General features: G+C 64.2%; 12 protein-coding genes. 5 read left to right on the top strand and 7 right to left on the bottom strand.

Annotated features, from left to right (window positions below; translation table 11 throughout):
* Nucleotides 1–1,084: hypothetical protein (locus VFZ97_08100; protein ID HEX6393389.1), on the top strand; the 1,084-nt coding region annotated here is incomplete at its 5' end.
* Between the two features lie 89 nt (nt 1,085–1,173).
* Here the strand turns inward: VFZ97_08100 and VFZ97_08095 are convergent.
* Both VFZ97_08095 and VFZ97_08090 read right to left on the bottom strand, forming a co-directional pair.
* On the bottom strand, nt 1,174–1,926 hold the full coding sequence (locus VFZ97_08095) for a hypothetical protein (protein HEX6393388.1): 753 nt from the start codon (nt 1,924–1,926) through the stop codon (nt 1,174–1,176).
* 108 nt (nt 1,927–2,034) lie between these two features.
* Nucleotides 2,035–2,409: a hypothetical protein gene (locus VFZ97_08090; protein HEX6393387.1), complete on the bottom strand. Its 375-nt coding sequence runs from the start codon at nt 2,407–2,409 to the stop codon at nt 2,035–2,037.
* Nucleotides 2,410–2,534: 125 nt separating this feature from the next.
* Here VFZ97_08090 and VFZ97_08085 point away from each other — a divergent pair, with 125 nt between their 5' ends.
* From VFZ97_08085 to VFZ97_08070, 4 genes are all read left to right on the top strand, one after another.
* Entirely contained in the window at nt 2,535–2,759 is a 225-nt protein-coding gene (locus tag VFZ97_08085) for a hypothetical protein (GenBank protein ID HEX6393386.1), read from the top strand.
* 121 nt (nt 2,760–2,880) lie between these two features.
* Nucleotides 2,881–3,180, top strand: coding sequence for a hypothetical protein (locus VFZ97_08080; protein ID HEX6393385.1), 300 nt, complete (start codon nt 2,881–2,883; stop codon nt 3,178–3,180).
* An 84-nt stretch (nt 3,181–3,264) separates the two neighbouring features.
* Nucleotides 3,265–5,985, top strand: coding sequence for a phosphoenolpyruvate carboxylase (ppc, locus tag VFZ97_08075; protein ID HEX6393384.1), 2,721 nt, complete (start codon nt 3,265–3,267; stop codon nt 5,983–5,985).
* A gap of 329 nt (nt 5,986–6,314) precedes the next feature.
* Nucleotides 6,315–6,962 (top strand): Crp/Fnr family transcriptional regulator, encoded by a 648-nt coding sequence (locus VFZ97_08070; GenBank protein HEX6393383.1) that lies wholly within the window; start codon nt 6,315–6,317, stop codon nt 6,960–6,962.
* Nucleotides 6,963–7,237: 275 nt separating this feature from the next.
* On the opposite strand, the gene VFZ97_08065 is transcribed toward VFZ97_08070, so the two are convergent.
* From VFZ97_08065 to VFZ97_08045, 5 genes are all read right to left on the bottom strand, one after another.
* The gene (locus VFZ97_08065; protein HEX6393382.1) at nt 7,238–8,305 is read right to left on the bottom strand and encodes an ABC transporter ATP-binding protein; all 1,068 of its coding nucleotides are present in this window, start codon (nt 8,303–8,305) and stop codon (nt 7,238–7,240) included.
* Complete coding sequence (locus VFZ97_08060; GenBank protein ID HEX6393381.1) at nt 8,287–9,042, bottom strand: ABC transporter permease; 756 nt, start codon at nt 9,040–9,042, stop codon at nt 8,287–8,289. Before VFZ97_08060 ends, VFZ97_08065 begins: the two co-directional genes overlap by 19 nt.
* A gap of 34 nt (nt 9,043–9,076) precedes the next feature.
* Nucleotides 9,077–9,898: a molybdate ABC transporter substrate-binding protein gene (modA, locus tag VFZ97_08055; GenBank protein HEX6393380.1), complete on the bottom strand. Its 822-nt coding sequence runs from the start codon at nt 9,896–9,898 to the stop codon at nt 9,077–9,079.
* Nucleotides 9,895–10,308: a helix-turn-helix transcriptional regulator gene (locus tag VFZ97_08050; protein HEX6393379.1), complete on the bottom strand. Its 414-nt coding sequence runs from the start codon at nt 10,306–10,308 to the stop codon at nt 9,895–9,897. Before VFZ97_08050 ends, modA begins: the two co-directional genes overlap by 4 nt.
* Nucleotides 10,309–10,406: 98 nt before the next feature.
* On the bottom strand, nt 10,407–11,888 hold a 1,482-nt coding region (locus VFZ97_08045), incomplete at its 5' end, for a hypothetical protein (GenBank protein HEX6393378.1).

Here is an 11,888-nt window from a genome sequence, read left to right as displayed (position 1 = left end):
AACGGGGACTTCCTGCAGTTCGGCAAGCAACTGCGTAGCGGTTGGAGGGTACCGCGACAGCTCCAACCATTCTCAGGCGATGGTTGCCCTCCAGACCAACGGAGGGTGGGGAACGCCCACCATGATCACTGCACCTCCCAGTGCTCAAGCCAACCCCGGCGCGGCCTTGACCGGAGTATCGTGCAGCTCGGCCGGCAACTGCGTGGCGGTTGGAAGGTACCTCGACAGCTCCGTCAACGGTGAACAGGCCATGGTTGCCACCCAGACCAACGGGGTCTGGGGCCAAGCCAGTCAAGTCGGTGAACCTTCGAACGCCGGCAGCGTTCGAATCGCCGAGCTACTGGCTGTGTCGTGCGTTTCCAATGGCAACTGCACGGGGGTGGGCTCTTACCTGGATGGCGCATCTCATACGCAGGCCATGGTTGTCACCGAGTCGAACGGCATCTGGGGCGCGCCCACCGCTGCACCACCGGTGATTGGTATCGGTGCGCCGCCGGACGCTCGGAGTGACCCGGGAGCCTTGCTGGACGGGGTCTCATGCACCTCAGTCGGAAGTTGCGTCGCCGTAGGCCACTACCTTGACAGCGCCTCCAACCAACAGGCTATGTCGGTTTCCGAAACCAGCGGCGTCTGGGCTCAGGCCACCAAGGTCATGACACCCTGGGACGCGGCCACCAGCTCGTATGGCGACCTGCGGGGTGTGTTGTGTACGTCACAGGGGAACTGTACGGCCGTCGGGTCCTACTGGAGTACTTCCAACCACCAACAGGCCTTGTCGGCTATCGAGGTCAACGGGGTCTGGAGACAAGCTACCGTTCTCGCTGCGCCGGCTAACGCCGTTCCCAACGGGTCAAGCGAACTATCAAGCGTCTCCTGTCCTACTACGGGCGCGTGTGTCGCAGCGGGCGACTACACAAGCTTCTCTACCGGCTCTCAAGAACCGATGGTCAGCAACCAGGTGGACCAGGGGTATTGGTTGGTGGCGTCTGATGGTGGGATCTTCACTTATGGTGATGCTGGTTTCTTCGGGTCGCATGGTGGCGCGCCGTTGAATAGGCCGATCGTGGGTATGGCCAAAAGTTGAACGAGACCGAAGGGCCGACCTTGGGGACGGTGTACTGCGTCGTGGCAACTCAGTGGCATAGGCCGTAAGCCAGCCATCACCACGTAGCTCTAAAGCGCGTCGCTTGGCTCCGTGGCTCCAAGGCGCGGCGGAACCAGCTCTTCGAAGGCGGTGACCTGCGAGGTGGGCAAGCAGTCGGGCCCAGTCCCAGAGTCAACTTCGGTTAATTCCTCGAGTTCCGCTCGAATCGCGTCTCGCTCCTCTGCCAGTGCCAAGCGTCCGAGGGCGGTTCGCTGGGAGACCCGCATCTCCACAATCTGCTGCGCTTGGATCTTGCTGAACCTGAACGGCGAGGCCTGAAGTGCTGCGATGGCCGCGGATCGGTCTCCAGCCGTCCCGATGAGCGTCGAGACAAAGTGCCAGTTCTGGATCGCACCGAGGAGTCCGTCTAATACCTCCAGACGGGCGACCATCAGCATTCGATGGCGCTCCGCGAACAAGATCTGCGCATCTGACCAAGCTTCGTCTGGTATCGCCCACCGAAGTTCCGCTCCCCGGGAGTAAGCGTCGACCGCCTCCAGGATCCACTTCTTCATGCCCGAGGGCGGGAGACGGGATATCCGGCTCCAGAAGTGATTGCCTTCAGGGGTCAATTGCAGGCTTTTCCCATCCGCCTCGACGAGCTTGGTTCTGAGGAGTTGAGTTACGGCGTCATCGAACAGCTCGCGGCCGATCAGGCTCCCTTCCCCGGTGTTGATCGACACCTCCGCAATGATGTCGGAGACGGGTCGAAGCCCTTCTGAGCTCGAACCAGAAGGCGCGATGGAGCGGAACACCGCCACAGCCAGCCCTCGACCCTTCACGTGTACCAGATTAGGTGAGCCGGTGCACAACTCTCACATTGACACCGCCAATCCAGAAACCGATGTTGCCCACGCGTTAGTACGCGGTGACGGACCGGTTACCGCCCACTACGAGTTCTCGAGCCGAGAGCCGACGCGGTGGAGCGTTCCATCGGGATCGACGTAACCGAACTCCCTCAGCCCGTACTCCCTCTCCAGCACGTCGCCGAAACGCCCCGCGACTCCTGAGGCGATCCATTCCGCTCGGACAGCGTCCGCATTCGACACGTAGATGTAGACGTGTGCCGCGGTCCGCCCGGGGTCGTGTTCATCCCACTCGGTCACATGCAACGACACGTTCCCTCGATAGGCGAACCCGTACCCCGTGCCGTGACCATAAGACTTGACCGTGAAACCCAATCGGCTGTACCGGTCGAGGGCCGCTGCGAGGTCCAGGACCGGGATCACTGGAGCTACGGTCTCGAAGACCACCTCATCGGACATCCGACATCCCCCCTGTTCGGCAGCGCGTCCAAGCGGAGATTCTCGCACGCGGTACGCCGACACCACTCGGCCACTGTTCGCGCGACGTCGAGCACCAGACCTCGCCGATGGATAACCTTGAAATAGTGAAGGGTGACCGAGTCGAGGTGCTGGTCGACGTTGGGAGTTCGGCCGTACAGCGCTTCGAGATCGAGGCCACACGCGCCGGTCGCCGAGTCGAAGTGACTCAGTCAAGAGGGACCGTCGAGGTTACGGAAGTGACCCGTTCAGGTACTCCGATCCGGACCGCCCGCTTTATGGCATCCCGAGTCGTCGCGGTCGTCGAGCACCCGTCGGGGGAGACTGGCTAGCTCCGAAACGGGGCGCAGGCAAGGCTTTGAACTTTCGGCGGATGTTGGCTCCGCCGCCCGGCGACGGTGCCTAGGTTTTCGTCCAGAGCTGACCAGCAGGGATCGTTTCGAAAGGACGGCAATGGCTTTCATCCAGATCATCGAACTCACCACCAACAACTTCGATGAAGTCGAGGCTCTAATGGATGAGTGGATCGAGCAAACTCAAGGAAAAAGGTTGGCTCACCGAGCGACCGTCACCGAGGACCGGGAACGCCCGACTACCTTCGTCCAGATCGTGGAGTTTCCGAGCTACGAGCAGGCGATGGAGAATTCCAACTTGCCCGAGACGTCGGATTTCGCCGAGCGGATCGCAAAGTTGTGCGACGGGCCGTTGACCTTTCGGAATCTCGACGTGCGCCGAATAGACGAGTTGAGCTGATCCAAGCCAGCCCGCGGGCGTGCCGGGAGGACCGGTTCTGGCGTTCGGTCCGGTGGGTGGCTCCCGGGCTGGCATTCTCGATATGTGAGCGAGATAGGCGAGGCGTCGCTTGACGACGCGGGGCTACGCAGGGACATCCGGAGAGTGGTTGGGCTCCTCGGCGAGACGCTTACTCGGGTGGAGGGCCAGGAGGTCCTCGACCTGGTGGAGGCGGTTCGGGCCGGGAGCCGCGAGGACCAGGCGGCGACCGCTCAACTACTCGACGTGCTCCCCCTTGGGGACGCGACGAGGCTGGTGCGCGCGTTCGTCGCGTACTTCCACCTGGCCAACGTGACGGAGCAGGTCCACCGCGTACGCGCGCTGCAGGCCGCCGGCCGAGGCCAGAGTTGGCTTGCCCGAGCGGCTTCGGCCGTGAAGGAGGCCGGGGTGTCCGGCAACGAGATCGCGGCCATCGTGCCCCGGATTTGTGTGCGGCCCGTCTTTACCGCCCATCCAACCGAGGCCGCCCGGCGCACGACGCTCGACCATCTGAGGCGCATTGCCGATCTGCTCGAAGGGGATCGCTTCGCCCCGGTTGACGCCGATGACGATCGAGAGCGGCGTTTGGCGGAGTCCGTGGAGCTGCTCTGGCTTACCGACGACCTGCGAGTAGCCCAACCGGAACCCCTGGACGAAGCCCGCAACGCGGTGTACTACTTCGACGAGCTCGAGCGCTTCGTAGTAGGACGTGTGTTGGAGGACTGGCAGCACATCGTTACCCAGCTCGGCGTGGTAGAGGGTTCTCTGCGCTGCCCTCTCACCTTCGGAACATGGATTGGCGGGGACCGCGACGGGAACCCCAACGTCACCCCGGACGTGACCCTGGAAGTAATTCGGCTCCAGCACGACCATGGGCTTCGCAACGCTGTAGAAGCAGTCGACGCGCTCAGGCAGGAGCTCTCGATCTCAACGAGATTGATCGGTGTGTCGCCCGAGCTGCTTCTCTCCCTAGAGGCCGATCTCCAAAAGGTGACCGGAATCGAAGACCGGTATCGGCGGCTGAACGCGGACGAACCGTATCGGCTCAAGGCGACTTGCATCGCGGCGAAGCTGGCGTCGACCCGGCGGAGGCTCGAGCGGGCGGAGCGTCACGTCCCTGGACGCGACTACCTCGACGCCGGCGAACTGATCGCGGACCTGGAAGTGATGCACATTTCTCTGCTCGCCAACCGTGGGGAGCTTGTTGCTCGTGGCCTCCTTGCGGAGACCATCGCGAATCTGACCTGCTGGGGATTCCATCTCGCCGCAGTCGACGTGCGAGAGCATGCAGACGCGCACCACAGGGTACTCGCCTACCTGTTCGATCGTGTCGGTCAGCCGTACCACGAGCTCGACCATCTTCGGCGGCTGGAGGTTCTCTCATCCGAACTTGACAACAAACGCCCCCTAGCGCCCAGGAATCCTGCCCTTGAAGAACCCGAGCGACGGACGTTCGAGGTCTTCGAAGTGATCAAGCGCGCTCACGACCAGTTCGGCGATCACGTGATTCCGACCTACATCGTCTCGATGACACGCGGGGCCGACGACGTTTTGGCGGCAGTGGTTCTTGCCCGGGAAGCGGGGTTGGTAGACGTCTCCGCCGGCAAGTCGAGCCTGAGCTTCGTTCCGCTGCTGGAAACGATTGCCGAACTTCGTTCTGCCGACCGAGTGGTCGGCGACCTCTTGTCGGTCGCGCCGTACCGCCGTCTGGTGGCAAGCAGCGGAGGTGTTCAGGAGGTGATGCTCGGGTACAGCGACTCCAATAAGGAGGCCGGCATCACCACTTCTCAGTGGGAGATCCACCAGGCGCAGCGGCGGGTGTTGAGAGTCGCGCGACAACACGGCGTCAGGGTCATGTTCTTCCACGGCCGAGGCGGAACCGTGGGACGCGGCGGTGGCCCGACGCACGACGCCATCTTGTCGCTGCCTGCGGGAACTCTCGACGGTGCCATAAAACTGACGGAGCAGGGTGAGGTCATTAGCGACAAGTACTCGTTGCCGGCGTTGGCAAGGGAGAACCTCGAGCTCACGCTTGCCGCCGCGTTAGAGGCAACCGCGCTTCATGGAACACCTGCGTTGCGGGAGGACGAGCGGCAACGGTGGTACAAGGTCATGGACTTGATCTCGCAGGCCGCGTTCTCGTCCTACCGGCGGCTGGCCGAGCGACCCGATCTGTTCGGATACTTCTCGGCGTCCACCCCGGTCGACCAGCTCGGTGCGCTGCAGATCGGATCGCGGCCGGCCCGGCGGCCGGAGGGCAACTCGGGCATCAGCGGTCTGCGTGCGATCCCATGGGTGTTCGGCTGGACTCAGTCGCGCCAGATCGTGCCCGGCTGGTTCGGGGTCGGATCGGGAATCCAAGCCGCCCGGGAAGGTGGCAATGAGGACGATCTGCTCGAGATGATGGCCGGCTGGAGGTTCTTCTCGACGTTTGTGTCGAACGTCGAGATGACGTTGGCCAAGACCGACCTGGCCATCGCCGAGCGGTACGTCGATTCGCTGGTGCCAGCCGAGTCGCGCCATATCTTCGACATGATCAAGGAAGAGCATCAACGAACTGTCGATCAGGTCCTGTGGGTGACCCGGCAGTCGCACCTGCTGGAACGGGCGCCCGTGCTTCGCCGGACGCTCGAGGTGCGCGACATGTACCTCGCTCCGATCCACGATTTACAAACTGCCCTTTTGAAAAGAGTTCGTTCGGTGCAGGGGACGCCGGATCCCGAACTTCAGCGTGCCCTGTTGCTCACGATCAACGGAATCGCGGCCGGCCTCCGGAACACGGGTTGACCGGCGCCGAAGCGGGGAGCGCGAGGTGCTTGCTGGGGTGACAGCACCCCTGCGCTCCCCTGACCATCGGGATACGCGGCTGAAGCGAACCGATCCTCGGATCGGCCGCTAGAAATCCCACATACCCCTTCCGTCTCATAGACCCCTGCCAGGTGTGGCCGCTACGGTCACGCCGCCCTGCCCGGGGCGCCTACTGCCTCGCACGACCATGCCCGCCGCGCTTCGGCTCGCTGGAGTGATTGCTAGCACACCTCCGATTAGTCACGATCTATGACATTTGTCACAGATTGTCCGTGACTCGTATTGATACAAGTGACATGCTCTTGTTGATGGAGCTGAATCTCTTGGCGGATTTGGCGCCCGCCGAACGCGAAGCGTTCGTGTCGAGATGCACTGTCCGGCGTTTCTCGAGGCGGGAGCCGCTGTTCGTTCATGGTGATCCGAGCGACGGGATGCACGTCGTCAATGCCGGAAGGGTGATGGTCCGGATATCCACGCCTGGGGGAGACGAGGCGTCGCTCACCGTCGCCGGCCCCGGGCAGTCCGTGGGGGAGCAGTCGCTGCTGATGGAGGACGGAAGGAGATCGGCATCGGCAGTGGCGCTCGAACGAGTCGAGACTTACTTCCTCTCGAAGTCAGCGTTCGTAGCCCTGAGGGAGGCGGATCGTACATTTGACCGGGTACTTCTGCGCCTCCTTGCGGCACGGGTTCTCCGTCTGACCGACCAGTTGGTCGAAGCGCTGTACGTCCCCGCCACGACCAGGGTCATCCGGCGAATCGCCGACGCCGCGTCTCTCTACGGGGACGGGACCATCCCCTTGACCCAGGAGGAGGTCGCGGCGATGGCCGGCACTACCCGGCCGACCGTCAACCGCGTTCTGCGAGCTGCTCAGGAAGCCGGCGCGCTCGATTTGGCGAGACGGCGGATCGAGGTGCGGGACCTCGACTTGTTGTTGCGGATGGGCGCTGAGTCCTGAGGAAAGAACCGGAGGCATGACAAAAAGGGGGGTGGCTCCTCTTGGGGAGCCACCCCTGCCCCTTCCTTGCCCTCCGCTGCCGGATTCCCTGCCCCTGAACCGTCAACGATCCGACGTGGCAATGATGCTGTCGGCGCCCAGGACGTATCTGTATCGCCTGCAACACAGTTAGTGTGACCTTCGTCATATCTAGGCACATTTTGGGACGCATCGGCCGGCGGCCGCCACGGTGAGAGGCGGCGTTGGCGCTCACCGGAGAACTTCCAGGGGACGGGCTACGCCGGATAGGTGTCAACGTCCGTCGCTTTCACCGATGCCCAGATGGGCCCTCCGTCTGCAAGATGCAGCTCCGCGACCGCGGCGGGTGTGACCTCGGCGATCAGCGGTACCGGTCCGTTGATACGCAGGCGAGCGCGGTCTCCGGTGAAGTTCAGCTCGCCGGCATCGCCGGCCCACAAGTTCCGAGCGCTGCTCTCGGGGGCATGCCTGTGCAAGGTGATCGCGTTGGGGCGGATGGCGACGAAGGTCGGGCCGCTGCCATCGGTCGCTGTCGTGATGACCTCACCGTTGTCCAGCCGGACCGTCGTTCGCTCCGCGATTCCGGTGAGCAGGTTGAGCCCGACCATCGTCGCGACCCACGCCGACCGGGGACGGGCGGTGACCTCGACCAGGGGCCCTTGCTGGGTGATGCGTCCGTCCTCCAGAACGATCAGCCATTGGGCCAGCGCGGCCGCTTCGACTGGGTCATGGGTCACGACGAGGCGAGCGCCCGGATACGTGGCTAGTTCCTCGCGAAGCAGGTGCCGCAACTCCGCGCGCGCAGCTGCATCGACTGCAGCGAGTGGCTCATCGAGGAGCAACACAGACGGCTGGATTGCCATGGCGCGCGCGAGAGCAACTCGTTGCGACTGGCCACCCGACAGGTGCCTCGGACGCCGGTCGCCTACTTCGGGGAGCCCGACGTGGGACAGCCACTCCTGAGCCTTGTCGCGAGCGAGGCGCTTGGGTGTTCCGCGGGCGCGGAGACCGAACGCGACGTTCTCGATCGCGGTGAGGTTGTCGAAGAGGCGGTGCTCTTGGAACACGACTCCGATGTTGCGCTGCTCCGGTGGTATCCGAACGTTGTTTGCGGGATCCTCTACCACCGTCCCGTCGATTGCGACGCGGCCACGCTGTATCGGCAATAGCCCGGCCAGGGCCCGAACCAGCGTGGTCTTGCCGGCGCCGTTAGGACCGACCAGTGCGACGACCGACTCCCGATCAACTTTCAAGTTCAAGTCGAGGTTAAGTGCCCCGACCGGAACTGCGATCTCGGCGATCAGCGTCATGAGTTGCCGAGCCACCGGTCTCTCAGCAGTACCAGTACCGCCAAGGAAACCGCGAGTAACAAGAACGAAACCGCCAACGCGGTGTTCTCGTGTCCCGACTCGATGTCGAGATATACGAGGAGCGGGGTGGTCTGGGTAGTGCCTGGAAAGTTGCCGGCGAAAGTGATGGTGGCACCGAACTCTCCGAGCGCGCGCGCCCAGGTCAATGCCCCTCCGGCGGCGAGTGCCGGAGCGACCGCAGGCAAAGTGACCCTCCTAAAGCGATACGCCGGGCCGGCGCCTAGCGTCGCCGCGGCTTCTTCGGGCCGGCGGTCCATGGAACGGAAGGCCGCCTCGGCGGTCAATATCAGGAAAGGCATTGCGACGAACGCCTCCGCGACGATCGCGCCGGTCGTGTTGAACACGAGCCTCCAGCCGGTGAGGTCGTACAGGACGGTGCCGGCGAACCCGCGACGACCGAAGGCATACAGCAACGCGATTCCTCCGACCACCGGAGGAAGAACCATCGGCAGCGTTACCAGAGCCCTGATCAGGGATCGGCCGGGGAACTCACGGCGGGCGAGCAACCAGGCGAGCGGGACGCCGCACAAGATCGAGAACCCGAGTGCTCCTAACGAGGTTTCCACCGACAGACGGATGGCCGTGACCGCGTCGTGAGAACTGAGATCGCGGAACAGCGAGGACCACGGAGTTCGCTGCAACATTCCTGCCAATGGCAGCACGACGAGCGCGAGGGCCAAGGCGGCCAGCACCGCCAGTCCGACACCGCGAGGCAGCCTCGCGGCGCTACTGCGGTGGGAGGAAGCCGGCTGCCTCCAAGCTCCTCTGAACATCACCTGATACCGCGGAGTTGACGAAGGCTTCGGCTGCGGACCGGTTCTTCGTGGATTTGACCACTGCGATCGGGTAGGTGATCGCCGGCTGGTCGGAGTCGGGAACACTCACACCATCGACTGCCGAGCCCGCTGCAGCGACGTCAGTTACATACACAACTGTTGCGTCGGCTTCCCCGGTGGTGACCTTCGACAAAGCGGACTTGACGTCGGTTTCTAGTGACCTCGGTGTGACGGCGATGTGCAGCTTGGCAAGCACTTGGCGGGTGTAGTCGCCGGCGGGTACGCCCACCGCTTCGAGAACCACCGAAACCCCGGGCTTGGCCAAGTCGGGCAGTCCGGTTATGCGTTTGGGGTTTCCAGGCGCGACCGCGATCTCGAGCTTGTTGCGCGCGAATACCACCGGGTTTTTGACGAGGCCTGCGGCCACGAGTTTGCTCATGTTCGCCGTGTCGGCGGACGCGAACACATCGGCTGGCGCTCCCTGTTGTATCTGCGCGACGAGCGTGTTCGATCCGGCGAAGTTGTACGTGATGCTCAGACCCGCGTTCGCGCTGGTCAAGGTCGTCTTAGCTGAGTTGAACGCCGCGGTGAGGGAAGCGGCGGCAAAGACATCGAGAGAACCGGTGAGCGGCGAGCTCGTGGTCGGCGTGGTCGTGTCATTGCTGGGGGTTGTGCCCGACGACTTTGAAGAAGAGCTTGACGAGCAGGCCGACGCGACGACTGCCAGCGTTGCGAGCACGGACAGGAAACGGCGAGAGGACGGGCGGCTCACATTCCCTCTTTCTTTTTCATGTCCGGAACTTCGATAACTACGTTGGTCGACTTCACCGAAGCGACAGCCATCACGCCCGGAGCGAGTTGCAACTCGTCGGCCGCCTCCCTGCTCATCAGGGACACGACGCGGAACGGGCCGGCCAGCATTTCGACCTGCGCCATCACCTTGTCCTTGGTGACCTTGGTGACCAGCCCCGGGAAATGATTCCGCGCCGACTCAGCGACCGGGGGCTGCGAAGGTGACCCCGCTCTCTTGGTCAGGAAGCGCGCCAGTTCCTCGCCGGCGATCCGGCGGCGGCCACCAGAACTGCGGAGCGCAGGGAGCTCGCCGTTGTCGATCCAGCGCCGCACCGTGTCCGAGCTCACCCCGAGCAGGTCAGACGCCTGGCCGACCGTGAACGAGTCCATCGGGGCGAGCCTATCTAGTAAATGCGGCAGATTGCCAGTGAACTAGGCGTGTATGAGGGTTTGTCGCGCCATAAAGCTCGCAGGTACGAGTTTCGAGCCTAGGAGATTCGTTCCCGGATCCTGCCCCGATACCCCAACAGCAGCCACGTCCCGAGAGGAAGCCCGAGCGCGACCAGCACCAGCGCGACGGTCTCAGCGAGAGACGGCGAGGACGAAGAGGCCGCCGCGACAATTCTGACGGTTGCCACGACGAGATCCGCGGGCCCGGAAGCCGTGAGTCCGGACGCGTCGAAATGATGGGTGCCGTTGGATGCCTTGAGCGGCACCGACACGGTTGCGACGAAGGCACCGTGGGCGTCGGTCAGCGTCTTGCCGACGAGCGCCGGCGTCGAGTGGAAGGTCAAGGTGAGCTCGACGTTGGGAGAGAACCCTGATCCGGTGAGCGTGACCAGCTGACCAGGACGGAGAACCGGGACAGAGTTGGACCTCGTGGGGGCTTGGCGATTGCCGCCAGGCGACAAGGCCCGGCTTCGTTGAGGTCCGGGGGCGGTTGCACCGGGCGTGGTCGAAGGCACGGAAGTTGTCGTAGAGGTCGTCTGCGACCCCGGGAGAGTCACGGTCGTCCCGGGGCTCGGCGCTGACCCGAGGGGCAACGGCGCGCCGGCTGCAAGCACCACGGTCGTGTTGAGCAACCCGCCGTCAGGCCGGGTACCGCCGAACACCACGAGCTCGCCGGTGGCCGTGTCGTATGCGCCGGAGGCCGCGGTCCGCATGGCTGCCGTTCCGTTGGTCGACAGCTGCGACCACCCCGAACCGTTCCACGTCCAGGTGTCTCCGAGGGGAGCCCCTCCCGAGGACCCACCGGCGAGCACCACTCCTCCTGCGATCGGGTCATCCGCCATGACCGCGAAGGATCGAGCTGCGGGGCCGCTGGTGGGTGGCGTCTGGCTCCACGCCGAGCCGTTCCAGGTCCACGTGTCCGCCAGTTGGACGGTTCCGGGCGCCCCGGACGGGCCCGAGGCTCCGCCGAACACGACGACAGCGCCATGAGCTTGGTCGTAGGAGGCGGCAGCGTTTGTACGGGCGGTGGGCCCGGGCACATTGATTTGCGACCAGCCGCCCGAGCTCCACTGCCAGGTGTCTCCGAGGGCGATAAGGGGCGCGGCCGTCGCGTTTGTCTGCGCGGTTCCGCTCCGCTCGCCGAGGGTAGCCACTCCCGCGGCCGTCGATTGCGTCGGGGATGCAGTCGGGTTCGCAGGTACAGCACTTGCGGTGCCTTCGCCGCCGAACAGCAGCAGGTGCCCCTGACCGTCGTACGCCAGGGTCGCTCCGTCCCTGCTGCTCGGTGTGGTGCTCCCCGGTCGCCCGCCGATGTTGTACCAGGAGGCCCCGTTCCACGCCCATGTGTCGTCGAGTTGGTGTCCGGCGCCGTTGCGGCCGCCGAAGAGAATCAGCTGGTGCAGAGCCGGGTCGAAGGCCATCGATGCCAGGTACCGGCCGGGGGGCTCCTCGATCTGCGCCGGCGAGTAGTCGGTCCAGGTCGACCCGTTCCACACCCACGTGCTGTCCGAGACCGTTCC

This window comes from Acidimicrobiales bacterium (genome assembly GCA_036378675.1).
Classification (GTDB): domain Bacteria; phylum Actinomycetota; class Acidimicrobiia; order Acidimicrobiales; family Palsa-688; genus DASUWA01.
The sequence above is the reverse complement of the archived record's forward strand: the minus strand, read 5'-3'. Positions and strand labels throughout refer to the sequence as shown.

Coding starts and splice junctions, on each gene's coding strand:
- VFZ97_08090 (HEX6393387.1), bottom strand. CDS start 2,409: ATGTCCGATGAGGTGGTCTTCGAGACCGTAGCTCCAGTGATCCCGGTC.
- VFZ97_08080 (HEX6393385.1), top strand. CDS start 2,881: ATGGCTTTCATCCAGATCATCGAACTCACCACCAACAACTTCGATGAA.
- VFZ97_08050 (HEX6393379.1), bottom strand. CDS start 10,308: ATGGACTCGTTCACGGTCGGCCAGGCGTCTGACCTGCTCGGGGTGAGC.
- VFZ97_08070 (HEX6393383.1), top strand. CDS start 6,315: ATGGAGCTGAATCTCTTGGCGGATTTGGCGCCCGCCGAACGCGAAGCG.